A 22,527-nucleotide genomic window follows, 5' to 3' on the forward strand; every position below is an offset into this window, starting at 1 on the left:
GCCTGTCCGGCGATTGAGGACGAGCGCCGTTCAGGCGCGAACCGGGGGTGCAGGGGGCGGAGCCCCCGCATGGGGTCTGGGGCGCAGCCCCAGGGCTCAGCTCATTCAATGTGCTGTACGGGCGGGTGGGTGGGAAAGCCCCCCGGGGTCTGGGGCGGAGCCCCAGGGCGCTGCACCCTCAAGTAGCCGCACGGGCGGGCGGGAGGGTGGGAAAACACCCCGGGGTCCAGGGCGCAGCCCAGGGGGTTGGGGGCCGGCCACCCCTACACGTACTGCCCGTACTCGTCGAGGACCTTACACACAGCCCCCTCACCCCCCGCCGGCAACTGAAGCACAACCTCCTCAACCCCAAGCCCCGCATACCGCGCCAGCTTCCCCGCAGAGGGCAGCACCGCGTACGGAACGACCTGAAGGTCACCCGGCTCGCGCCCGGCCTCCGCCCACGCAGCCCGCAGCACCGGAAGCGACTCGGCAAGCCCCCGCCCCCCGATCGGCATCCAGCCGTCCCCGTACTCCGCGATGTGCGCGAACAGCTTCGGCCCGGCGGCCCCGCCGACCAGGACACGCGGCGCGCCGCCCCGTACCGGCTTGGGGTGCGCGTACGAGGCCTTCACGGACCCGAACTCGCCCTCGTAGGCGGCCGGTTCAGCCGCCCAGAGGGCCCGCATCAGACCCATCCGGTCCCGCACCAGATCGCGCCGGGTCGCCCACTCGACCCCGTGATCGGCCGCCTCCTCCTTGTTCCAGCCGAAGCCGAGCCCGAGCGTGAAGCGCCCGCCGGAGAGGTGGTCGAGGGTGGCGATCTGCTTGGCGAGGCCGATCGGGTCGTGCTGGGCGACCAGCGTGATCCCGGTGCCGAGCCCCAGCCGCTCGGTGACCGCCGATGCCTGGCCGAGCGCGACGAACGGGTCGAGGGTGCGCCCGTACTCCGGTGGCAACTCGCCGCCCACCGGATAGGGAGTGACCCGCTCCACCGGGATGTGGGTGTGCTCGGGCAGATAGAGCCCGGAGAACCCGCGCTCCTCCAGCTCGCGCGCCAGACGTACGGGGGTGATCGTCTGGTCGGTGAGGAAGATGGTGGCGGCGATGCGCATCGGCATACCCTTCCGGTCGGCCCGCGGCGGGGATCACTTCCTATCCCCGACCCCGCACAACCGCAAGACACCTTGCCCCCACCCCGTACCCCGCCCCCCGGCCCGGGCCCGGCCCCGCAGCCCGCGTTCCCCCGGGAGTGACCACATTTGCAACTATTGTGCCGACCCGGCACGGTAGAGGCATGATCTTCATCGCCGTCAGGTTCACCGTCCGCCCCGAGCACGCCGACAACTGGCTCACCATCGTCGACGACTTCACCCGCGCCACCCGCGCCGAGCCGGGCAACCTGTTCTACGACTGGTCGCGCAGCGTGGACGACCCCACCCAGTACACCCTCCTCGAAGCCTTCGCCGATGCCGCCGCGGGCGCGGCGCACGTGGAGTCCGAGCACTTCCGGGCCGGCATGGAGTCCATGGCCGGAGCCATTGCCGCCACCCCGGAGATCATCAACGTCGAGGTGCCCGGCCAGGGCTGGAACAAGATGGCCGAGCTGTCCCCGAAGCCGGGCCAGTAACAGCCGACCCGCCGCGTAGCCGCCCCGGCGCCCAGCCGACCCGACCCGGCGCTCAGCCGCCCCGGCGCCCAGCCGACCCGACCCGCCGCGTAGCCGCCCCGGGCCTAACCGGGCCTAGCCCGGCCTAACCCGGCCAGACGATCGACTGGGTCTCGCTGTACGCGTGCAGCGCGTACGAGCCGACATCCCGCCCCACCCCGCTCCTCTTGAAGCCGCCGAACGGCGCCTCCATGTTGCGGCCGATCGTGTTCACGCCGACCCCGCCCGCGCGCAGCCGCCGGGCGACCCGGAAGGCGCGGGCCACGTCGCCGGACCAGACGTAGTCGAGCAGCCCGTACTCGCTGTCGTTGGCCAGGGCGACACCCTCCTCCTCGTCGTCGAAGGGGATGACCACGACGACCGGGCCGAAGATCTCCTCGCGGGCCACCCTCATGTCATTGGTGCAGTCCGCGAGGAGCGTCGGGGCGACGTAGAACCCCCGCTCCAGGGGCGGGCGTTCGCCGCCCGCGACCACCGTCGCGCCCTCCTTGCGGCCCAGCTCCACATACGACTCCACGCGGTCGCGGTGCGCGGCCGAGATCACCGGCCCCACCACCGTGTCCCGCGCCGTGGGATCGCCGACCTTCAGGAACGCCGCGTACGCCGTCAGCCTCTCGACCAACTGGTCGTGGACGCCGCGCTGGACCAGGACCCGGGTCGGCGCGGTGCAGATCTGCCCGCTGTAGAAGGCGAAGGTGGTGCCGATGCCCCGGACCGCGGAGTCGAGGTCGGCGTCGTCGAAGACGACCGCGGCCCCCTTGCCACCCAGCTCCATCAGCTGCCGCTTCATGCCGCGCCCGCACACCTCGGCGATGCGCTGCCCCACGGCCGTGCTCCCGGTGAAGCTGACCATGTCGACGTCGGGCGAGTCCACGGCCGCCTCGCCGACCGCCTGCGCGGACCCGGTGACGACGTTCACGACCCCGCGCGGCACCCCCGCCTCCTCCAGCGCCTCGGCCATCCTGAACACCGACAGCGGGTCCTGCGGGGCGGGCTTCACCACGACCGTGTTGCCCATGGCGAGCGCGGGCGCGACCTTGCCCGCCGGGTTGGCCCACGGGTTGTTGTACGAGGTGACGCATGTGACCACCCCGACGGGCTGCCGCACGACGAGCGCCCCGAAGACCCCGGCCGCGCCCATCGGCCCCGCCTCGTTGATCTGCGGCACGAGCGCCTGCTCCACCGGCTCAAGGGCGCCCTTCGCGTACCGCCGGAACCGCGCCACCCCGACCCCGACCTGCATGCCGCGCGCGGTGGCGGTGGTGGCGCCGGTCTCGGCGCGGGCGAGTTCGACGTTGGCGGCGGCGTCGCGCTGCATGAGGTCCGCGGCCCGGTCAAGGATCGCGGCCCGCTCCTCGGGACGCGTACGCGACCAGGGACCGAAGGCCTCCCGCGCGGCGGCGGCCGCCCGGTACACCTGGTCGCGACTTGCCTCCGGCGCGAGCCCGACCACGTCCTCGGTGGCCGGATCGAGCACGGGATAGTGCCCGCCGTCGGGCGCGACCCACGCGCCGCCGATGAACAACTTCCGCTCTATATCCCTCACTTGATCCCTCACTTGATCCCTCACTTGGTGCTCACCGTCCTCGTGTCACGCCCGGAGCGGAGCACCGTGCCGGGCACGGCCCCCGTCACCCGGTCGTGGCGCAGCGTCTCGACGCCGTTGACGCGGACGGAGACGATGCCGATCGCCTTGGAGTCGAGCCGGGGGCTGTCGCCCGGCAGGTCGTGCACGAGGGTGGCGGGGCCGGCCTCGATCCGTTCGGGGTCGAAGAGCACGAGGTCGGCATGGAACCCCTCCCGCACCCGGCCCCGCTCGCGCAGCCCGAAGAGCCGGGCAGGGTCGTCGGTGAGCATCTTCACGGCCCGTTCGAGGGGCACCAGTTTGCGGCCGCGCAGACAGTCCCCGAGGAAGCGCGTGGTGTACGGAGCCCCGCACATCCGGTCGAGGTGCGCGCCGGCGTCGGACCCGCCGAGCAGCACGTCCTCGTGCTCCCAGGTCTCGCGGCGCAGCGCCCAGGTGGCCGGGTCGTTGTCGGTCGGCATGGGCCAAAGCACCGTACGCAGGCGGTCGTTGGCGCAGATCTCGACGAGGCAGTGGAAGGGGTCGAGCCCGCGCTCGGCGGCGATGTCGCCGACGACCCGCCCGGAAAGCCCCTCGTTGGCACGGCTGTAGGTGTCGCCGATGACGTACCGCCCGAAGTCGGCCAGGCGCCGGAAGATCCCGGCCTCCTTGCTGTCGGCGCGGCGCAGCATGTCGGCCCGTACGTCCGCGTCGCGCAGCGCGGCGATGCGTTCAGGGACGGGCAGCGCGAGGATCCGGCCCCAGCCGGGGATGAGGTTGAGGGCGCAGAAGGTGCCGAGCGACATGTTCATGGGCGTGAGGATCGGCATGGTCAGGGCGACGATCCGGCCACCTGCCTTGCGGGCACGGTCACTTGGGATCAGCTGGCGCGGTACGCGTTCGGGTACGGCGGCGTCGATGGTGAGCACGTTCCAGTTGAGCGGCCGGCCGGCGGCGGCGCTCATCTCCACGAGGAGATCAATTTCGTCGTCCGCGAACTGGTCGAGGCATCCTGCGACGATGGCTTCGAGCTGGGTCCCCTCGTGCTCCCCCACGGCGCGGCTGAGGGCGAGGAGTTCGGCGGGCAGCGCGTGCCGGGACGCGACGGGTTGTCCGTCACCGTCGGAGTGCGTGGAGGACTGCGTGGTGGACAGGCCCCAGGCGCCGGCGTCCATGGCGTCGTGGAGCAGGCCGAGCATGGCGTCGAGCTGGGCGGGGGTCGGCTGCCCGCCGACGGCGTCCGGGCCCATGACGTGGCGCCGCAGGGCGCAGTGGCCGACCATGAACCCGGCGTTGACGGCGATGCGCCCGTCGAGCCGGGAAAGATAGTCACCGAACGTCGACCACCCCCAACTCACCCCGTTCTCAAGGGCCTTCAGCGACATTCCCTCCACCTTGGACATCATGCGACGGGTGTAGTTGGCGTCCTCGGGGCGGTCGGGGTGCAGCGGGGCGAGGGTGAATCCGCAGTTGCCGCCGGCGACGGTGGTGACGCCGTGGTTCATGGACGGTGTGGCGTACGGGTCCCAGAAGAGCTGGGCGTCGTAGTGGGTGTGCGGGTCGACGAACCCGGGTGCGAGTACGAGCCCGGTGGCGTCCTCGCTGGTGACGGCGGCCTCGGTGACGGTGCCGGGGCCGGCGATGACGGCGACCCGGCCGCCCCGTATCCCGACGTCCGCCGGCCGCGCGGGCCCACCGGTTCCGTCCACGAGGGTGGCGCCCTTGATCAGGTGGTCGAGCATGGGATCCCTTTCTGCGTACGGGCCCGGGTGCGGGCCCGGGTGCGGATCTGCGTGCGGGCCCGGGTGCGGATCTGCGTGCGGGCCCGGATCTGCGGCTGGGCCCGGCTCTGCGGGTGGGTCCGCCCCGGCCGGGGCCGCCGCGAATGGCCTCCGGCCGGGGCGGGTGACGAGGCGACGGTCCGGGAAGACGCCGCCCCGCGTCTGTGTGCCCGGGGTTCCACCCCCGGTGCCCCCTGGGCCGGGGTGGCCGGGGCGGCCGACCCCAGGGGGCCTCCCCACCCACCCACCCGACACCCGGCGTGAACCGGCCGAGCCCCGGGGGCTGAGGTGCGCACAAATCCGCGAACCGTGCGTGGCCGCTCGCGCAGTTCCCCGCGCCCCTTAAACCCGCGTCCGCCCGCGGACCGTGGTCGCTTCTCGCGCAGTTCCCCGCGCCCCTTAACCCCCTTTCGACCGCGCACCGTGCACGGTTGCTCGCGCAGTTCCCCGCGCCCCTGTTGGGCCCCCGGAATCGCCCCTCGCGCCCACCGCGGCGGAGCCGCGCCATGACACGGTCCCGCGCCCCTATCGGCACCGTTGCAGGGGACGTGCCGGCCCGCACGGGCATCCTCAGCCCGTCCGGCGATTGAGGACGAGCGCCCTTAAGGCGCGAACCGGGGGTGCAGGGGGCGGAGCCCCCGCCCGGGGTCTGGGGCGCAGCCCCAGGGAGCCGCACCCCCAAGTAGCCGCACGGGCGGGCGGGTGGGAAAACCCCCCGGGGTCTGGGGCGCAGCCCCAGGGGCAGCACCCCCAAGTAGCCGCACAGGCGGGTGGGAAAACCCCCCGGGGTCCGGGGCGAAGCCCCAGGGCGTTGGACCCCGCGCCCCCTACGACGCCGCCCGGAACCGCGACGTCCGGTGCACCGGATCCGTATCAATCTGGGGAATCACCCGCTCCCCGATCAGCCGGATCGACTGAAGCGTGTCCTCGAAGGACACCCCGATCGGCAGTCCGAAGGACAGCTGATCCGCCCCCGCCCGCTCCCACCGCCGGCACTGCGCAGCCACCTCGTCAGGATCCCCGCAGATCATCAGCTCCTCCGCGATGAGGAGTTCGATGATCTCGGCGTTGTACTCCGGCAGCAGCTCGGGCCACTGCGGAATCCCCTCCGGCCGGGGAAACGTGTCGTGGTAGCGGAACACCAGCGACTGGAGCCGGTTGAGCCCGCCGTTCACGGCGATCCGTACCGCCTCGTCGTGCGTGGGCGCGCAGATGGCCGTCGAGGTGACCATGACGTTGTCGTTGACGAAGTCCCCGACCGGCTCGGCCTCCCGGATCGCCGTCTTGTACTGCTCCAGGACCCACTCCATGTCGGAGACCTTCTGCACGGAGAACCCGAGCACCCCCAGCCCCTTGCGCGCCGCCATCGCGTACGAGGCCGGCGACCCGGCGGCGTACCACATGGCCGGGTGCGAGGCCCCGTACGGCTTGGGGAAGATCTTCCGTGGCGGGAGCGACCAGTGCTTGCCCTGGAAGCCCGGGTACTCCTCCTGGAGCCACATCTTGGGGAACTCCGCGATGGTCTCTTCCCAGATCTCCTTGGTGTAGTTCATGTCGGTGACGCCCGGTATGAACCCCAGGATCTCGTGCGAGCCGGCGCCCCGCCCGCTGCCGAACTCGAAGCGCCCCTCGGACAGGTGGTCCAGCATGGCCACCTTCTCGGCGACCTTTACGGGATGGTTGACCTGGGCCAGTGGGTTGAAGATGCCCGAGCCGAGGTGGATGCGCTCGGTGGCGTGGGCGAGGTAGCCGAGGAAGACCTCGTTCGCGGAGAGGTGCGAGTACTCCTCCAGGAAGTGGTGCTCGGAGGCCCAGGCGTACTTGAAGCCGGACTTGTCGGCCTGGATGACGTACTGCGTCTCCTCCATGAGCGCCTTGTGCTCCGCCATGGGGTCGACAGCGGATCGTGCCGCCGGCACGTATCCCTGCACAAAGAGTCCGAATTCCAAGGGACTTCTCCTTCATGAGGTATCACGAGTTTCTGACGTACCGTCAGATTGTGATGGGCCCGACTGTTCCACCGGCCGCATGCACCGTCAATACCTGACGCACAGTCAGGCGCCCTGTGGCAGCGACCGCAGCGGGCCCCTCCCCCGGCCCTCAGAACAGCGACACCCCCGCCAGCCACCCGCCGTCGATGACGAACGGCTGCCCGGTGATGTACGAGGAGTCCTGGCAGGACAGGAAGAGGGCAAGGGCGGCCACCTCCTCGGGCCTGCCGACCCGGCCGAGCGGCACCAGCTTGCGGTAGAGCGCGTCGAGGGCCGCCGAGGTCTCCGTGGCGTCCGCCGTCGGGTCCAGCTGCGCCGGGTTGGACATCGCGGTGTCGATGGCCCCCGGGCACACCGCGTTGACGCGGATCCCCAGGTGCGCGAGCTCCAGCGAGGCGACGCGGGTGAGTCCGAGGATGGCGTGCTTGGTGGCCGCGTACGTGCCGACCGCCGCCATCCCGGTCATGGCCGTGTAGGAGGCGGTGTTGACGACGGTGCCGCCGCCCGCAGCGCCGATCTCGGGCGCGACCGTCTTGATCCCCAGGAAGCAGCCGACCTGGTTGACCTGCACCACCTGCATGAACTCGTCCAGCGGGGTGTCGAGGAGCGCGTTGAACCGGAGGATGCCCGCGTTGTTGACCAGCCCGTCGATCTTCCCGAAGGCGTCCTTGGCGACGCCGACGGCAGCCACCCACTCCGCCTCCCGGCCGACATCGAGATGAACGAACCGGGCCGTGTCGTGGCCCAACTCCTTGACCAGCGCCTCCCCTTGCTCGTCCAGCACATCGGCGACGACGACCCTGGCCCCCTCGGCCGCGAAGAGCCGTGCCTCCTGCTCGCCCTGCCCCCGCGCCCCGCCGGTGATGAACACGACTCGTCCGTCGAGCTTGCCCATGCTGGACTCCTAGTCATTGAGGTGCGGGGCGACCTCGGCCCCGAACGCGGCCATCTGGTCGGTTAGTTCGGCGCAGTCGCGTGAGCGGAACCGCACCTGGATCTGGTCCACCCCCATCGCCCGGTACGCATGCAGCGACTCGGCCAGGGCCTCCGGCTTGCCGGTCAGGGTGCGGCGCCCGGTGTCCCAGGCGGCCTCACCGACGTACAGCGCTTCGGTGATCGCGCCGACCACGATGGGCTCGACGACCCCCGCCTCCTCGCGCAGGGCCTTCAGCCTGGCGATCCGGCCGGGGAGCCGGTCCCGGGGGTCGCCCTGCGGAAGCCAGCCGTCGCCGCGCAGGGCGGCCCTGCGGAGGGCGGCGGGCGAGGATCCGCCCACCCACAGCGGGACGCGCTGCTGCACCGGCCGGGGCCGCTGCCCGAGCCCGTCGAACGCGAACCGCTCACCCTGGAAGGACGGGTACTCCTGCGGCCCGAGCGCGGCCCGCAGCGCGTCGATCGTCTCGTCGAGCACGGGTCCCCGGCGCTCGAAGTCGGCCCCGACGGCGTCGAACTCCTCCACCACGTGCCCGGCCCCGACCCCGAGGATCAGCCGGCCGCCACTGAGGTGATCGAGGGTCGCGTACTGCTTGGCGGTGAGCAGGGGATGCCGCAGCCCGACCACGGCCACGTGACTCATGAGCCGGACCCGTTCGGTCACCCCGGCGAGGAAGGAGAGGGTGGCGACCGGGTCGTACCAGACGGTGCTCATCGCCCCCGCGAGCCGACGCGGAATGGCGACGTGGTCACAGCTCGCCACATAGGCGAACCCGGCCCGGTCGGCGGCGCGGGCAACCGCGACCAGCTCCTCCACCCCGGCCCCGGCCTCCCACGCCTCCGCGTAGATGGCACTCTGCGACTGAACGGGAAGCTGCATCCCGTACACCAGCCGCCCGTTCGCCAGTACCGGCCCCATCGACACCGTACGCCCACCTCCACCCAGACCTGACGGTCCGTCAACCAACCGGGTGGCCCCATCGTCATAGCTGACGCCCCGTCAGGCAAGGGGTCGGGCCCAACGGCGGCAGAGCACGGTCGCCTGACCCCGCGAGGGCAGTGGGATGACACCATCGCCCCGACCATCGAGGAGGGGTCTGGAACCGCCCGATCTTCTTGCCGTCCGGAATCGGGTAGCAACCCTCCGCTTTCGCTGGGTTTCATGGCGGTGTCGCGTCACGCCAGAAGGAACAGCGTGACCTCTCTTGAGTACGCGTACTCAAGCGGGGAGGCCGGCAAGGCCATGGCCCCGCGCCACGGGGTCCGCACCCAGCCCTCTCCAACCCCCGCCGTTGCGCGCCCTGTTCGGGCTCGGGGTGATCGCGCGGTGCCGGGGGGCGGACAAATGTCATGGTCAACAGGTGACAGGCCGCCCTGCTGCGCGCCTGGTCGCTGCGTCATGCTGTGGCCATGACCCTGACCCTCCACACCGTCATCCTCTATGGCTGCGCCGCAGCCGTCGTGCCGACCGGGGCGAAGATCCTTCAGGCCGAGGCCGGCGACGGCCGCCGGCTCAGCCCGGTCGAGCTCCTGGGCACCCTGTGGCGTCGGCCGGTGCCGTGGGTCGCGGCGGGCATGGTCGCCGTGATGGGTGCGATGGCGATCGTGCAGACCGTGGCGCCCCCCGTCATGGACCACCTCCAGCGCGAACCCGGCGCGCCCTGGTGGCGGGCGGCCACGGCGCTGCTCGTCCAGACCTCCGGCCCGCTCCAGCTCTTCTTCAACCTGGCGGCGATCGTCGTCATCGCCCCGGTCGCCCAGCGTCTGCTCGGGCCGGTCCTGATGCCGCTCGTGTTCCTGGTGAGCGGGGTCGCCGCCCAGGCCGTGAGCATGGCGGGCTGGAGCCCGACGGGAGGCGGCGACTCGGTGGCCCTGTGCGGGCTGGTGGGCGCCCTGGCCGCGCACCGCGCCCTGCGCCCCGCGTCCCCGGAGTCCCGGCTGCTCCCCCTCCTCATCCCCGCCGCCGGACTGGTCCTGTGCGCCATCTCCAACAACCACGGGGTGGGCCTCGTGACGGGCGCCGTACTGGGCGCGGCCCTGACAGCCCTGCACGGCTTCCGGGGCGCGAGCGCCGCCCAGCCGGTGGGGTGACCCGTGCGGCTCATGGACGCGGCTTGCAGAATGCGTCCATGAGCCATGCCTACAGGCACGCCGACGTGCTGGTGCTGGAGTGCCCCTTCACCGAGACGGTCGTCGCCGACGCCGGCCGCTACCACGTGTCGGTCCTGTGGCCGTGGCTGGCCCTGGATCCACAGGCCGAGGGCATCAGCTGGAACGGCCACATGGCGCTACCGACGCCCGCCGCCCAGGAGCGGGAGATCTTCCGAACGGAACCGTCGGTGACCACTCTGAGGGCGGGTGACACCTGCCGGGTGGGAATTCCCGCCACCGTGGTGCACGTCCAGTCGGTCAAGCACTTCGATCCGCCCCTGGTCACCGGCATGCTGCCCCGCCCGGCGACGTACCTCGACGTACTGCCGCAGGGCGAGACCCACGACCCCGAACTGGAGGACCAGGGCTTCGCGATCGACCCGGACCAGGGCGGGCCGATCCGGATCACGCTGCTCTACCGGCCGTACGCGTTCCTCGAACCCGGCGACGAGGTCGCCGACCGGAGCGGACGCGCGTGGCGGTTCGACGCGGCGTGGACCTTGCATGCCTTCGACGGTGAGGCGCCCGGCACCCCAAACTGGCCGCTGACCCTGCTCTCCCGCCAGGGCGAGCCGACCCCGGAGGAGGCCGCGTCGGTGGCCCGGGCCACCGCGTCGGGCAGCCACGCGAACGCGTGGGAACAGTGGGCCGGACTCTCCGGGTCGCGGCCGAGGCGGTGAGGGCGGCGGCGACCTGGCCCGGCCCGGCCGACCCCCGCGTCCGCACCGCCGCTGAGCGACACGTGGCGTCGGCGGGCTTGACCGCGTGCCGGGTCACGAGCCGGTCCATGCTCAGGTGCGCGTCACGGTAGCGCCGCGTCGCGGTCCGGGCGCTGGGCGACACGGGCTCCGCCACCACCGAGCAGATCGTCGCGGGCATCGACTGGGCCTCCCCTCCGACCCCGGACGGGCTACGGTCTGCCTCACATGTCAGTTGGGCTCGACCGGAGCATCCGCTGACCAGAAGTCGGAGTGGATATTGGGGAGGGGAAGCGGCCAAACGCCTTTGTAAGACGGGCCGTTGGGCTTGCTCTTGGGCTCGGCTACCTCGGATTCCTGCACGCAAGGGGTGTCGACCTCGAAGTCGACGTTCCCCCTGTCACCCACGGAAACGGTGATGGCGAAGCCGTCCCTGCTCTGCGCATAGATCACAGGCATCTGCTTGTCCGGGTCGACTGACTTGATCACGTATCCGCTCTGCTTCCAGAAGCGCTCGGCCAGCCCGAGAAAACTCCCTCTTCGCTGCTCGGAGATGACGGTCATGACCATGCGCCGCCGCGTCACGTCACAGCTTCCCGCCGTGGTCGCAGTAGGGGACCACTGGACTTCCGGCTGGATGGCAGCGAATGTGGCGTCCAGCATCGCGTCAGCTCGATCCGCAGCTTGTTGCATGTTCATGCCCGGCGCTTTCTTGCCCGCTACACCCTTCTTCGCGCCCCCGCACCCTGCGAGCAATGTGCCCACCAGGACCACCGTGGCCGCCTGCTTGAGTCGTCGGTTCATCAGTAGGGCTCCGTTGTGATCTCGTCTGAGTGACCGGAGACCATCCGCGCAATGTTCTTTGCCGGCTCGGGGTCCCGTTCGGGATTGAAGTAGTTGGAGTGCGCGGGCGTGCGGGTGCCGTCCGAGAACGGCAAGGGGCCGTCGTCGACCGCGAATCGCCTGGCCTCGAACCCTTCGCTGGCTGGGTCCCTGCCGAACCAAGTTCCGTCCGCGTCAGCGGTGACGACGCCGCAGCCCGTTGTCGGCGCCCCGATCCGACCGCGCGATCACGTCGTAGAGCTCGCTCGACGCCTTCTCCATCGCATCGGCCGCGTCGGGCGTCGTGCCGATGCCCGCGAAGGGGACCTCCGAGGAACCCGTGGAGCCACCCGTACCGCATCCGGTCAGCGCCCATGAGGGCAACGCACAGAAGGAAGGCCGGGGCTCGGGACGGCGTCCTCATCGGGCCGGTGAACGCCGCCCGGCCCACGGCGTCCCGTTTGAGCTGGGCCCACTCCGCTGAGCTGGGCCCACTCCGCCTCGACCGAACTCACCCGCCCCCTCCCCCTCGTGCGCCTCGTCTCTGCCCGCGTCACGCTAAAGGGAGCGGGGTGACCCCTCATGAGTACGCGTACTCAAACACCACGCCCGGTGCGGCGGCGTTCACATGCCGGGGAAGGACGCACCCCGGCGGTCGGGCGCGCGAGCGCAGGGCGGCCGCGCCGGCCGAGCTCGGTTTGGCCTTCCAGATGACGGGGCTACAGCTTCGGCTGCCACGGGACCACCGTGTAGTCACCCGTGCCCTGCTTGACCTTCTCGAAGGGCGCCGAACTCACGCACTTGGGCATGTCGCCAGAATCCACGGGCGAGCCGGTCGCGGCCCAGCTGTAGCCGAGCCGGTCATGGCGGCCGAGGTCATGGACGGTGACGCCGACCTGCTTTCCCTTGGCGCCGGGCAGGTCCGAGTCCGTGATGACGCCCGAGACCACGGCCACCTTGTCACCGGTGATGAGGCAGTTGACCTTCGCCTTCGCCCAGGCGCCGTGGCCGTCGCGGTAGTGGCTCCACTCGAAGGTGCCCGTCGCCTGGAGCGGGTTTTCGTTGTCCTTCGCCGCCAGATGCGCATCGAAGGAGAACGTGATGTCGTCCCCGGTCGACCGGTACAGCTTCGCCGTGCCGGTCAGTGCGGCGGCCTCCCGCCGGTCGCCACCGGACGCGTCGGCGGATCCCGTTGCCACAGCAGCGGTGAGCAGAAGCGTGACACCGAGCACGGCGGTCTTCGTACGGCGGTTCATAACGGTCCTCAGGTAGTAGGCGGGTCAATCGGACGGCTCCCACTCTCCCGACGCCGCACTCCCGCCACATCACGCCCGGGGCGGCAACGGGCCCCGTCTCCAGGCGGGGGAGACCTTCGCGGTCTGCGACTCCAGAGGTACGCGCGGGTACGACCGGGGTCGCGCACCGGTTCACAACGGGTGCCGTTTGGCCGGCCGAGTCGGCCGGCCCATGCCGCCTGTTCGCCCCCCTCTGGCCCCAACGCCCGTCTCCCTCTCAAGGATTGCTTGGGTGCAACGCCGGTTCAGCGACCGGCCGGGGCGGCGCGGTGGCCCTGGAACGGTCGGACTCCGCCCTCGCAGCTCTCCGCGTACGGCTGCGCGCCGCCCCCGCCCGCGCCGTCACCCGACCTCGCGGGCAGCTCCGCCCACACCGTCTTGCACGGGCCCGGGCCTGCGAGGACGCCCCAGCGGGTGGCGTACGCCGCCACAAGTAGCAGCCCCCGGCCCGACTCGCCCCACGGCTCCTCCCGTGCGACGGGCAGCCGGTCACCCTGCGCATCCACCACCTCGATCCGCAGCGTTGCCCCGTCGTCCCTCAGCACCAGCCGCATGTCCCGCCCCGGTACGCGCCCGTGCAGTGCCGCATTGGCCGCCAGCTCACCCACGACGCACTGGGCGTCCCCGAACTCCCTTCCCCACCTGCGCAGTTGCTCGACCGTGAGCACCCGGGCGATCCGGGCACCCCGCCGCGTACAGGAGAGCTGGACGCTGAACTTACGTACCTCTGGGGCGATTTCTTCTTTCACATCACTCAGCGTGGCCACACCCGTCTACCCTGACCAGTGATCGCGCGGGTACGCAAAGTTTCTGTCCCGGCTCTGTCCGGTGGCGTCCCGGCTGTCCGGGGGTACGGCTTCGCTCGGAGGTGGGTGCGGATGAGTGACGACTGGGGTACGGACCCGGACGAAGAGGCTTGCGCGGTGGCGGCGACGGTCGGGCGCCAGCTCAAACTCTGGCGTGAGAGCGCCGGATTGACGGCGGCGGAGTTCGGCGCGGCGATCGGGTACGGCGAGGATCTGGTGTTCAAGGTGGAGGGCGGGCGCCGGATCCCGCGCCCGGAGTACCTGGACAAGGCCGAGCATGTCCTGGGCGCGGGTGGCCGCCTCACGGCGATGAAAGCGGACGTGGCCGTCGCCCGGTATCCGAAAAAGGTGCGCGAGCTGGCCAAGCTGGAGGCCCAGGCGGTGGAGCTGTGCATGTACGCCAACCACAACATCCATGGGCTGTTGCAGACCGAGGAGTATGCGCGAGCGCTGCTGCGGACGTGGCGCCCTGCGTACTCGCCGGATGAGCTGGAGCGGATGGTGGCAGCGAGGATGGCCCGAGGGGCAGTCTTCAGCCGTACGCCCTTGCCAGAACTCAGCTTTGTTCAAGAGGAGGTGACGCTACGGCGGCCGACGGGCGGGGCTGCTGTCCTGCGCCAACAGCTCCAACGCCTGCTGGACGTAGCAAAGTTGCCGAACGTCGAGCTCCAAGTGATGCCTACATCGCGCTGGGACCATCCCGGAGTCGGTGGCCTGATCGAGGTGCTGAAGTTCGGCGACGGCTCCGCCGTGGGCCGCGCAAATGGACTTTCCGGAGGCCGACCGGTGGCAGATCCCCGCCAGCTACGTATCGTGGAACTGCGCTATGGCATCATCCGATCCCTGGCTCTCACGCCGGGAGAGTCAAGGGACTTCATCGAGCGAATGCTGGGAGAATCATGATTCGCGAGTCCGCCGTCGACAACGTCGAGCTGGCATGGTTCAAGAGCAGCTACAGCAGCAGCAATGACGGCAACGACTGCATCGAGGTCGCCACCACCCCCCGCACCATCCACATCCGCGACTCCAAGACCCCCGAAGGCAGCCGCCTCGGTGTCACCCCGCGCACCTGGAACGCCTTCGTCTCCTACGCGGCCAGCCACTGAACCCTCATCCCACAACGCGTGACGGGAGAAGCGAATCGTGATGTACGAATCCCCCGCCGTCGACGGCCGCGAACTGGCCTGGTTCAAGAGCAGCTACAGCAGCAGCAGTAACGGCAACGACTGCATCGAAGTAGCCACCACCCCCCGCACCATCCACATCCGTGACTCCAAGTACCCCGACGGTGACCTCCTCAGCGTCCCCCCGGGCACCTGGGCCTCCTTCGTCTCCTACGCGGCGGGGCGCTGACAGTACGGCGAACGTGCGGCGGCGGCGGCCGGTCCGGGGTGCCGGGCCGGCATGCGGCTGAGCCGGGAGGCCGCCGCGTCCCAACCGCCGGGCCGCAGGCCTACGCCCCCGCCCACAACCCCTCCCCCGTAAGCCCCAGCAGGGCAATCGCATTGCCCCGCACGATCCGCTCCACCACGTCCGCCGACAGGTGCCCCATCTGCGCCTCGCCGACCTCCCTCGACTTGGGCCATGTCGAGTCCGAGTGCGGGTAGTCCGTTTCGTACAGGACGTTGCCGACGCCGATCGCGTCCAGGTTGCGCAGCCCGAACGCGTCGTCGAAGAAGCAGCCGTACACGTGGTCCGTGAAGAGTTCGGACGGGGGGCGGTGGACCTTGTCCGCCACGCCTCCCCAGCCCCGGTTCTCCTCCCACACCACGTCCGCGCGCTCCAGGATGTACGGGATCCAGCCGATCTGGCCCTCCGCGTACATGACCTTGAGGTTGGGGAAGCGTTCGAACTTGCCGCTCATCAGCCAATCGACCATCGAGAAGCAGCAGTTGGCGAACGTGATGGTCGAGCCGACGGCCGGCGGGGCGTCCGGGGAGGTGGAGGGCATCTTGCTGGACGAGCCGATGTGCATGGCGATCACCGTGCCGGTCTCGTCGCACGCCGCGAGGAAGGGGTCCCAGGCGTCCGTGTGGATCGAGGGCAGGCCCAGGTGCGGGGGTATTTCGGAGAAGGCCACCGCGCGGGCCCCGCGTGCGGCGTTGCGGCGTACCTCGGCGGCGGCGAGTTCGGCGTCCCACAGCGGGATCAGGGGGAGCGGGATGAGGCGGCCGTGTGCGTCGGGGCCGCACCATTCCTCCACCATCCAGTCGTTGTACGCCCGCACGCCGAGCAGGGCGAGTTCGCGGTCGGACGCCTCGGTGAAGGTCTGGCCGCAGAAGCGGGGGAAGGTGGGGAAGCAGAGCGCGGACTGGACGTGGTTGACGTCCATGTCGGCGAGGCGCGCGGGCACGTCGTACGAGCCCTCGCGCATCTGCTCGTACGTGATGACTTCCAGCCGGATCTCGTCCCTGTCGTAGCCGACCGCCGTGTCCAGGCGGGTGAGGGGGCGGTGCAGGTCCTCGTACACCCACCAGTCGCCGATCGGTCCTTCGTCCCCCTTGGCCCCCATGACCGGGGCGAACTTGCCTCCCAGGAAGGTCATTTCCTTCAGGGGGGCTCTGACGATGCGCGGGCCGATGTCCCGGTACTTGGACGGGAGGCGATCCCGCCAGACGTTGGGGGGCTCCACCGTGTGGTCGTCCACCGAGATGATCTTCGGGAAAGTCTCCAAGGTCTCCATACCCCCTACGGTAGAGCGGATCTGACGATCCGTCAGCTATCTGCGCACGCTCTACGCCCCGCCCGGGCCACCGCATCTCGGCCCACGCACGACGGACAGCGCTTGCGATGAGTGTGCAGGGCATGTGTCGAAGCCTTGTGCAGAGAGTCACCTGCTGCTGACGCGACCCCTCCGGACAGGGCAGACTGGCGGGGAGCAATCCAGGAGTACGGGGGTACAGGGGGCAGCTATGGACCGTGACGGCGGGACGCGCGTACCGGAGCAGCGCGCTCCGGTACCGCCGCCGCAGCGCGCGGCGGGGCACCTCGTCCAGGCGGCGGACATGCACGGCCCGGCGGCATCCGGCGCCGGGCTCCGTTTCGGCGTACTCGGACCGGTGCGGGCCTGGCGGGGTGAACAGGCCCTGCCGTCCGGCTCCCCGCAGCAGCGCGCCCTGCTCGCCGCCCTGCTCCTGCGCGAGGGCCACACCGCCACCGCCGCCGAACTCATCGACGCCATCTGGGGCGAGGACCCGCCCTCCCAGGCCCTGGCCGCGCTCCGCACGTACGCCTCCCGGCTGCGCAAGGTGCTGGATCCCGGGGTCCTGGTCAGCGAGTCCGGGGGCTACGCGATCCGGGCCGGCGCCGCCACCCTCGACCTCACCGAGGCGCAGGAGCTGGCCACCGCCGCCGAGAAGGCGCGGACCGGCGGCGATCAGGGCCGCGCCCGCGACCTCCTGAACAAGGCGCTCGCACACTGGGACGGCGAACCGCTGGCCAACGTGCCGGGCCCGTACGCGGAGAACCAGCGCACCCGGCTCTCGGAGTGGCGCCTCCAGCTCACCGAGGCGCGGCTCGACCTGGACCTGGAGGCCGGCTGCCACGCCGTGGCCGTCTCCGAGCTGACCGCGCTGACCGCCGCGCACCCGCTGCGCGAGCGGCTGCGCGAACTGCTGATGCTGGCCCTGTACCGCAGCGGCCGCCAGGCCGAAGCGCTCGCGGTGTACGCGGACACGCGGCGGCTGCTCGCCGACGAGCTCGGCGTGGACCCCCGGCCCGAGCTCGCCCGCCTCCAGCACCGCATCCTCCAGGCCGACGAGGACCTGGCCCGGCCACCAGCCGACGCGCCCGCCTCCGCCCCGGCTCCGGTACGGCCCGCCCAACTGCCCGCTTCCGTACCGGACTTCACCGGGCGCGCCTCCTTCGTACGCGAGCTCACCTCGCGGCTCGCCGGCGCCGAGACCACGGTCATGGCGGTCTCCGCGCTGGCCGGCATCGGCGGCGTCGGCAAGACCACGCTCGCCGTGCACGTGGCCCACGCGGCCCGCCCGCACTTCCCCGACGGGCAGCTCTACATCGACCTCCAGGGCGCCGGCGCGCAGGCCACCGAACCCGAGACGGTGCTCGGCGCCTTCCTGCGCGCGCTCGGCACACCCGACCCGGCGATCCCCGACTCGATGGAGGAGCGCGCGGCCCTGTTCCGCTCCACACTCGACGGCCGCCGGGTCCTGGTGCTGCTCGACAACGCCCGCGACGCGGCGCAGATCCGGCCGCTGCTGCCGGGCACCGCGGGCTGCGCCGCCCTCGTCACCAGCCGCAACCGGATGGTCGACCTGGCCGGCGCGCACCTCGTCGACCTGGACGTGATGTCCCCCGACGAGGCGTTGCAGCTGTTCACCAGGATCGTCGGCGCCGAGCGCGTATCGGCGGAGCGCGAGGCGGCCCTCGACGTGGTCGCCGCCTGCGGCTTCCTGCCGCTCGCCATCCGCATCGCGGCCTCCCGGCTCGCCTCGCGCCGCACCTGGACGGTCTCCGTGCTGGCGGCGAAGCTCGCGGACGAGCGGCGTCGCCTTGACGAGCTCCAGGCCGGCGACCTCGCGGTCAAGGCCACCTTCGAGCTCGGCTACGGCCAGCTGGAGCCCGCCCAGGCCCGCGCCTTCCGCCTCCTGGGCCTGCCCGACGGGCCCGACATCTCCCTGGCCGCCGCGGCGGCCGTCCTCGACCTGCCCGAGCAGGCGACCGAGGATCTGCTGGAGTCCCTGGTCGACACATCCCTCGTGGAGTCCGCCGCGCCGGGCCGCTACCGCTACCACGACCTGGTGCGGCTGTACGCCCGCTCGTGCGCCGAGCGCGACGAACTGCCGCCGCAGGAGCAGGAGTTGGCCCTGTCGCGGCTGCTCGACTTCTATCTGGCGACGGCCGCGGGCGTGTACGCGCTGGAACGCCCGGGCGACCGCCTGGTGGACCACCTGGAGCCGACCGGGCGCCCCGGTGTGCGCTTCGACGAGCCCCACGCCGCCCAGGACTGGATGTACGCGGAGGCCGTCCCGCTCCTCGCCTGCGTACGGCAGGCAGCGAGCCGTCCTGCCTTCCTGCGCCGGGCCGTGGACCTGCTCTGGGCCGCCCTCGACCTCGCGGAATCGGGCACCAACTCCAAGGAGTACGTGGCCAGTGGCACCGCGCTCCAGGCGTCCGCCCACACCCACGGGGACGTACGGGCGGAGGGCCGCGTCCTGACCGCGCTGGCCAACGCCCGGCACACGGCGGGCGGTTTCGACCAGGCGGACCTGGACGCGGCGGAGGGCATGCGCCTGTCCGAGCTCGCCGAGGACCCGCTTCCCGGCTGCTGGGCCCCCAACATCCGGGGTGTCGTCGCCCTCTACCAGAACCGGTACGGCGAGGGCGAGAAGCACCTCACGACGGCGATCGAGAACTACTCGCGGGGCGATGACCGCCCCGGCGAGGCCAGCGCGCTGTGCAACCTGTCGCGGATCCATCTGGCCATGGGCCGCACGGCCAGCGCGGTGGCCCTCGCCCAGAACGGCATCGACATCTACGACGGGCTCGGCAATTCGCTGCGGGGCGCCAACGCCCGCTATGCGCTGGGGCTCGCCCTGGCGAAGGACGGCCAGTACGCCGAGGCGGTCCGCCGGCTCCGCGAGGCCCTTGAGGTGTTCCGGGACAGCCGCCAGCACCTGTGGGAGGGCATGGCCCTGTTCCGTCTCGCCGAGGTCGACTTCGCCGCCCGGCGCCCGGCCCAGGCGGCGGCCCATGCGGAGATGGCGCTGACACGGCTGCGCGGCATCGGGGGCGACTGGCGGCGGGGCAACGTCCTGACGGTCCTCGGCCGGGCACTGGACGCCATCGGGCAGAGCGGCCGGGCCCAGGTCTGCTGGCGGGAGTCGCTGGAACTGTTCGACGCGCTGGGCTCCCCGGAGGCCGAAACCGTCCGCGCGCTGCTGGCCCCCGCGCACGCCGCATAGGCGCGGGGCTGCCCGTTCATCGTTCGTTTATCGCCGCCCGGCACTCTTCTACTCAGTCGTTCCGTGGCGCCGGGGGGCCGGCGGAAGGGCGAAGAGCCGCAGTACTACTCTGAGCGGCTCCCAAGGACCCGTCCGGACGCCATCGGGGGAGCGGCCGGACGGGTCCGTTCCGATCAACCAGTACCGCCAACGGGAGAGCCACCATGGGCGACATCAAGAGCACCGAACCGGTCATCAAGCCGCTGGACGTCCACGCCACGACCACCGCGGACGACGGCACGTTCAAGCCGCTGGACGTGCACGCGACGGCCGCCGCCGGGGGGCCGGGCACCGTCAAACCGTTGGACGTCCACGCGACGGCCACCGGCACGGTCTCGACGGACGACGTCCACGCCACCGCAGAACCGGTCAACTAGCTTTTTCCCAGCGGGGGGAGCGGGGGGAGCGGGGGACGGGGGGACGGCCGCGACGGCACGGAGGGGAGCCGTCGCGGCCGCCGCATGTCCGGGGCCGGTCCGCTCCGCGCCCGCCGGTCCGGGCATTCGCCGGTCCTTCGCCGCCGGGACGGGCGATCATGCATACGGTTGACACCGACGTCACACACGACCAACACCCCGCACAGCACCTGGAGTTGCCATGAACCGCACCACCCGCCTGCTCGCCGCGCTCGCCGTCGTCATAACGGCGGCGGTCGGCGCCGCCACCCCCGCCCTCGCCGCCCCGCACGTCACCGCGGGCACCCTGGACATCCACGCCACGGTGATCACGCCGCAGGACATCCACGCCACCTGAGCCCGCCGCGGCCGGAGCGTCAGGGCAGGTGCGGGCCCGCTGGGGGGCGGGCCCGCGCCGTCAAACCGGCATCACCGGTACGTCGTACTTCGGGATCCACTGGTCGCGCGTCACCAAGGTCATGCCTTCGATTTGCGCCTGGGCGACGAGTATCCGGTCGAACGGGTCCCGGTGAAGTGCCGGGAGGCGGCCCGCCCGCACTCCGTGCCCCGCCGTGAGGGGCAACCCCGTGAACCGCGTGTCGCGCACCCAGAGGTATGCCTGCGCGCCGCCGAGATCGTGCGAGCAGCAGCGTCTCTGCACCTGCACGGCACGCGCCATCAAGGAGTGGGAGACGGTGTGCAGACCGCCTTCGTGCCCGGCGGCACGTTCCTCCACCTGACCATGGTGCGGCACCCGTGCGTGTACGTCCTCCAGGTGACGGCCTCACCCAGCTGACCGGTAACCGCCCCGCAGTTCCCCTTTCATCACCTTCCCGCTCGCGTTGCGCGGGAGTCCGGGGACGAACTCGACCTCCCTCGGCACCTTGTAGTTCGCCATCTCGCGGCGGGACCAGGCGATCAGGTCGTCCGCCGTCAAGGGGGAGCCGGGGCGGCGCACCACGTAGGCGCGGCCCACTTCGCCGAGGCGGGGGTCCGGGATGCCGATGACGGCGACGTCGGCCACTTCGGGGTGCAGGTCCAGCAGTTGTTCGATCTCCGCCGGGTAGGCGTTGAAGCCGCCGACGATGAACATGTCCTTGATCCGGTCGGTGATGCGCAGGTTGCCCGCGTCGTCCAGGACGCCGATGTCGCCGGTGCGCAGCCAGCCGTCCTCGTCGATCACCTCGGCCGTCTGCGCCGGGTCCTCGAAATAGCCCCGCATCACATGGAAGCCACGGACCAGGACCTCGCCGGGCTCGCCCGGGGCGGCGGCCAGGACCCGCACCTGCGTGCCGGGTATCGCGCGGCCCGAGGTCGCGGCGATGACGTCCGCCGGGTCGCCGCGGCGGCACATCGTCACGATGCCGCTCGCCTCGGAGAGCCCGTACGCGGTCAGGACGGTGACCACACCCAGCTCGCCCCGAAGGCGCTCCACCAGGCGCAGCGGGACGACCGCCGCGCCGGTCACCACGAGACGCAGCGCGCTCAGGTCGTGCTGGTCGCGGGCGGGGTGGTCCAGGAGCGCCTGGTGCAGGGTGGGCGGGCCCGGCAGGACCGAGATGCGTTCGGCGGCGATGTTGGCGAGCGCGGTGTCGACGTTGAACACCGGCTGCGGCACCATCGTCGCGCCCCGCATCAGGCAGGCGATGATGCCCGCCTTGTAGCCGAAGGTGTGGAAGAACGGGTTCACGATCAGATAGCGGTCGCCCTCGCGCAGGCCCGCGAGGCCGGCCCAGATCGCATAGCACCGCAGCGTCTGGGCGTGGGTGATCACCGCGCCCTTGGGGCGGCCGGTGGTGCCGGAGGTGTAGACGATGTCGGAGGGGGAGTGCGGCGAGATGGCGTCCGCGCGGGCCGCCGTCTCCGCCCGCGCTACGCCCTCCCCGTCGGCCAGGAAGTCCTTCCAGGTGCGGAAGGCGTCCGGGGCGTCGTCGGAGAGGACCACCACCTGCTCCAGATGCGGCAGGGAGGGCAGCGGGCCCGAGCCGGGCCCCTCGGCCGTCGCGCGGCGCAGCGAGGCCACATAGGAGGTGCCGAGGAAGGTGCCGGTGATGAACAGGAGCTTCGCCCGGCTGCTCTCCAGGACGTACGCCGCCTCCGCGCCCTTGAACCGCGTGTTCAGCGGCACGAGCACCGCGCCCGCGCTCACCGCGCCGAGCGCCGAGACGATCCAGTCCCCGGTGTTGGGGGCCCAGAGGGCGACCCGGTCCCCCGGCGCGACCCCGGCCGCGACGCATGCGGCGGCGGCCCGCTCGACCCGCTCGCCGAGCTCCGCGTACGAGATGCGGCCGCGGCCCTCGACGACCGCCTCCCGGTCGCCGTAGCGCTCGGCCGCGCTGCGTACCAGCTTCGCGATCGTGCCCCACTCCAGGTCCCCGCGCATCGAAAGCCCCATCGAAAGCCCCTCCGCCCGCACGCCAGCTGACTAACCGTCAGATTAGCTGTAGCCTCCTGCGCTGTCAGTACTGGTGACGCTCGTG

At 71.6% G+C, this 22,527-nt stretch carries 21 protein-coding genes and 1 pseudogene; 9 read left to right on the forward strand and 13 right to left on the reverse strand.

Features of this window, described 5'->3' with window-relative positions; all coding sequences use genetic code 11:
- Positions 1–263: 263 nt before the first annotated feature.
- Positions 264–1,094 (reverse strand): LLM class F420-dependent oxidoreductase, encoded by an 831-nt coding sequence (locus tag ACGFW5_RS22610; protein ID WP_393836082.1) that lies wholly within the window; start codon positions 1,092–1,094, stop codon positions 264–266.
- A gap of 182 nt (positions 1,095–1,276) precedes the next feature.
- Here ACGFW5_RS22610 and ACGFW5_RS22615 point away from each other — a divergent pair, with 182 nt between their 5' ends.
- Positions 1,277–1,609: a putative quinol monooxygenase gene (locus ACGFW5_RS22615; protein WP_393836083.1), complete on the forward strand. Its 333-nt coding sequence runs from the start codon at positions 1,277–1,279 to the stop codon at positions 1,607–1,609.
- Positions 1,610–1,733: 124 nt separating this feature from the next.
- Here the strand turns inward: ACGFW5_RS22615 and ACGFW5_RS22620 are convergent, their stop codons facing one another.
- From ACGFW5_RS22620 to ACGFW5_RS22640, 5 genes are all read right to left on the reverse strand, one after another.
- Positions 1,734–3,194: an aldehyde dehydrogenase family protein gene (locus ACGFW5_RS22620; protein ID WP_393836084.1), complete on the reverse strand. Its 1,461-nt coding sequence runs from the start codon at positions 3,192–3,194 to the stop codon at positions 1,734–1,736.
- Positions 3,195–3,214: 20 nt separating this feature from the next.
- Positions 3,215–4,954, reverse strand: a complete 1,740-nt coding sequence (locus ACGFW5_RS22625; RefSeq protein ID WP_393836085.1) for an amidohydrolase family protein — start codon at positions 4,952–4,954, stop codon at positions 3,215–3,217.
- 866 nt (positions 4,955–5,820) lie between these two features.
- The gene (locus tag ACGFW5_RS22630; RefSeq protein WP_393836086.1) at positions 5,821–6,942 is read right to left on the reverse strand and encodes an LLM class flavin-dependent oxidoreductase; all 1,122 of its coding nucleotides are present in this window, start codon (positions 6,940–6,942) and stop codon (positions 5,821–5,823) included.
- Positions 6,943–7,093: 151 nt separating this feature from the next.
- Positions 7,094–7,879: an SDR family NAD(P)-dependent oxidoreductase gene (locus tag ACGFW5_RS22635; RefSeq protein WP_393836087.1), complete on the reverse strand. Its 786-nt coding sequence runs from the start codon at positions 7,877–7,879 to the stop codon at positions 7,094–7,096.
- Between the two features lie 9 nt (positions 7,880–7,888).
- Positions 7,889–8,836, reverse strand: coding sequence for an LLM class F420-dependent oxidoreductase (locus ACGFW5_RS22640; protein WP_393836193.1), 948 nt, complete (start codon positions 8,834–8,836; stop codon positions 7,889–7,891).
- Between the two features lie 491 nt (positions 8,837–9,327).
- Here ACGFW5_RS22640 and ACGFW5_RS22645 point away from each other — a divergent pair, with 491 nt between their 5' ends.
- Together ACGFW5_RS22645 and ACGFW5_RS22650 are read left to right on the forward strand one after the other, a co-directional pair.
- A complete protein-coding gene (locus ACGFW5_RS22645) occupies positions 9,328–10,008 on the forward strand; it encodes a rhomboid family intramembrane serine protease (protein WP_393836088.1) in 681 nt (226 codons plus the stop codon).
- Positions 10,009–10,046: 38 nt separating this feature from the next.
- On the forward strand, positions 10,047–10,748 hold the full coding sequence (locus ACGFW5_RS22650; protein WP_393836089.1) for a hypothetical protein: 702 nt from the start codon (positions 10,047–10,049) through the stop codon (positions 10,746–10,748).
- A gap of 249 nt (positions 10,749–10,997) precedes the next feature.
- On the opposite strand, the gene ACGFW5_RS22655 is transcribed toward ACGFW5_RS22650, so the two are convergent.
- The 4 genes from ACGFW5_RS22655 to ACGFW5_RS22670 all read right to left on the reverse strand — a co-directional run bounded on the left by ACGFW5_RS22655 (position 10,998) and on the right by ACGFW5_RS22670 (position 13,632).
- Complete coding sequence (locus ACGFW5_RS22655) at positions 10,998–11,570, reverse strand: hypothetical protein (RefSeq protein ID WP_393836090.1); 573 nt, start codon at positions 11,568–11,570, stop codon at positions 10,998–11,000.
- 213 nt (positions 11,571–11,783) lie between these two features.
- Positions 11,784–11,972, reverse strand: coding sequence for a hypothetical protein (locus ACGFW5_RS22660; RefSeq protein WP_393836091.1), 189 nt, complete (start codon positions 11,970–11,972; stop codon positions 11,784–11,786).
- 335 nt (positions 11,973–12,307) lie between these two features.
- Positions 12,308–12,844: a Repetin gene (locus tag ACGFW5_RS22665; RefSeq protein WP_393836092.1), complete on the reverse strand. Its 537-nt coding sequence runs from the start codon at positions 12,842–12,844 to the stop codon at positions 12,308–12,310.
- 284 nt (positions 12,845–13,128) lie between these two features.
- Positions 13,129–13,632, reverse strand: coding sequence for an ATP-binding protein (locus ACGFW5_RS22670; protein WP_393836093.1), 504 nt, complete (start codon positions 13,630–13,632; stop codon positions 13,129–13,131).
- Between the two features lie 119 nt (positions 13,633–13,751).
- Between ACGFW5_RS22670 and ACGFW5_RS22675 the strand changes: the two are divergent.
- From ACGFW5_RS22675 to ACGFW5_RS22685, 3 genes and pseudogenes are all read left to right on the forward strand, one after another.
- Positions 13,752–14,592, forward strand: a pseudogene (locus ACGFW5_RS22675) (Scr1 family TA system antitoxin-like transcriptional regulator).
- Positions 14,589–14,795, forward strand: coding sequence for a DUF397 domain-containing protein (locus ACGFW5_RS22680; protein ID WP_393836094.1), 207 nt, complete (start codon positions 14,589–14,591; stop codon positions 14,793–14,795). The pseudogene ACGFW5_RS22675 and the gene ACGFW5_RS22680 overlap by 4 nt, the downstream one beginning before the upstream one ends.
- Positions 14,796–14,835: 40 nt before the next feature.
- Complete coding sequence (locus ACGFW5_RS22685; protein WP_393836194.1) at positions 14,836–15,042, forward strand: DUF397 domain-containing protein; 207 nt, start codon at positions 14,836–14,838, stop codon at positions 15,040–15,042.
- A gap of 100 nt (positions 15,043–15,142) precedes the next feature.
- Here ACGFW5_RS22685 and ACGFW5_RS22690 read toward each other — a convergent pair whose 3' ends face one another.
- Entirely contained in the window at positions 15,143–16,363 is a 1,221-nt protein-coding gene (locus ACGFW5_RS22690; RefSeq protein ID WP_393836195.1) for an amidohydrolase family protein, read from the reverse strand.
- Positions 16,364–16,601: 238 nt separating this feature from the next.
- Here ACGFW5_RS22690 and ACGFW5_RS22695 point away from each other — a divergent pair, with 238 nt between their 5' ends.
- The 3 genes from ACGFW5_RS22695 (at position 16,602) to ACGFW5_RS22705 (ending at position 20,405) form a co-directional block, all read left to right on the forward strand.
- Positions 16,602–19,613 (forward strand): BTAD domain-containing putative transcriptional regulator, encoded by a 3,012-nt coding sequence (locus ACGFW5_RS22695; RefSeq protein WP_393836095.1) that lies wholly within the window; start codon positions 16,602–16,604, stop codon positions 19,611–19,613.
- A gap of 203 nt (positions 19,614–19,816) precedes the next feature.
- On the forward strand, positions 19,817–20,029 hold the full coding sequence (locus tag ACGFW5_RS22700) for a hypothetical protein (protein ID WP_393836096.1): 213 nt from the start codon (positions 19,817–19,819) through the stop codon (positions 20,027–20,029).
- 220 nt (positions 20,030–20,249) lie between these two features.
- Positions 20,250–20,405, forward strand: coding sequence for a hypothetical protein (locus ACGFW5_RS22705; RefSeq protein WP_393836097.1), 156 nt, complete (start codon positions 20,250–20,252; stop codon positions 20,403–20,405).
- Positions 20,406–20,465: 60 nt separating this feature from the next.
- Here ACGFW5_RS22705 and ACGFW5_RS22710 read toward each other — a convergent pair whose 3' ends face one another.
- The gene (locus tag ACGFW5_RS22710; protein ID WP_393836098.1) at positions 20,466–20,783 is read right to left on the reverse strand and encodes a type II toxin-antitoxin system VapC family toxin; all 318 of its coding nucleotides are present in this window, start codon (positions 20,781–20,783) and stop codon (positions 20,466–20,468) included.
- Positions 20,784–20,831: 48 nt separating this feature from the next.
- Positions 20,832–22,430: a FadD3 family acyl-CoA ligase gene (locus ACGFW5_RS22715; RefSeq protein WP_393836196.1), complete on the reverse strand. Its 1,599-nt coding sequence runs from the start codon at positions 22,428–22,430 to the stop codon at positions 20,832–20,834.
- Positions 22,431–22,527: the final 97 nt, after the last annotated feature.

The sequence above is a fragment of the Streptomyces sp. NPDC048416 genome, assembly GCF_043200435.1.
In the GTDB taxonomy this organism is placed as follows: Bacteria; Actinomycetota; Actinomycetes; order Streptomycetales; family Streptomycetaceae; genus Streptomyces.

Bases quoted from the DNA above. Each gene is read 5' to 3' on its own strand.
- ACGFW5_RS22610 (WP_393836082.1), bottom strand. From the start codon at position 1,094: ATGCGCATCGCCGCCACCATCTTCCTCACCGACCAGACGATCACCCCC.
- ACGFW5_RS22645 (WP_393836088.1), top strand. From the start codon at position 9,328: ATGACCCTGACCCTCCACACCGTCATCCTCTATGGCTGCGCCGCAGCC.
- ACGFW5_RS22715 (WP_393836196.1), bottom strand. From the start codon at position 22,430: ATGCGCGGGGACCTGGAGTGGGGCACGATCGCGAAGCTGGTACGCAGC.
- ACGFW5_RS22680 (WP_393836094.1), top strand. From the start codon at position 14,589: ATGATTCGCGAGTCCGCCGTCGACAACGTCGAGCTGGCATGGTTCAAG.
- ACGFW5_RS22665 (WP_393836092.1), bottom strand. From the start codon at position 12,844: ATGAACCGCCGTACGAAGACCGCCGTGCTCGGTGTCACGCTTCTGCTC.
- ACGFW5_RS22685 (WP_393836194.1), top strand. From the start codon at position 14,836: ATGTACGAATCCCCCGCCGTCGACGGCCGCGAACTGGCCTGGTTCAAG.
- ACGFW5_RS22655 (WP_393836090.1), bottom strand. From the start codon at position 11,570: ATGAACCGACGACTCAAGCAGGCGGCCACGGTGGTCCTGGTGGGCACA.
- ACGFW5_RS22625 (WP_393836085.1), bottom strand. From the start codon at position 4,954: ATGCTCGACCACCTGATCAAGGGCGCCACCCTCGTGGACGGAACCGGT.
- ACGFW5_RS22695 (WP_393836095.1), top strand. From the start codon at position 16,602: ATGGACCGTGACGGCGGGACGCGCGTACCGGAGCAGCGCGCTCCGGTA.
- ACGFW5_RS22635 (WP_393836087.1), bottom strand. From the start codon at position 7,879: ATGGGCAAGCTCGACGGACGAGTCGTGTTCATCACCGGCGGGGCGCGG.
- ACGFW5_RS22615 (WP_393836083.1), top strand. From the start codon at position 1,277: ATGATCTTCATCGCCGTCAGGTTCACCGTCCGCCCCGAGCACGCCGAC.
- ACGFW5_RS22705 (WP_393836097.1), top strand. From the start codon at position 20,250: ATGAACCGCACCACCCGCCTGCTCGCCGCGCTCGCCGTCGTCATAACG.
- ACGFW5_RS22650 (WP_393836089.1), top strand. From the start codon at position 10,047: ATGAGCCATGCCTACAGGCACGCCGACGTGCTGGTGCTGGAGTGCCCC.
- ACGFW5_RS22640 (WP_393836193.1), bottom strand. From the start codon at position 8,836: ATGGGGCCGGTACTGGCGAACGGGCGGCTGGTGTACGGGATGCAGCTT.
- ACGFW5_RS22700 (WP_393836096.1), top strand. From the start codon at position 19,817: ATGGGCGACATCAAGAGCACCGAACCGGTCATCAAGCCGCTGGACGTC.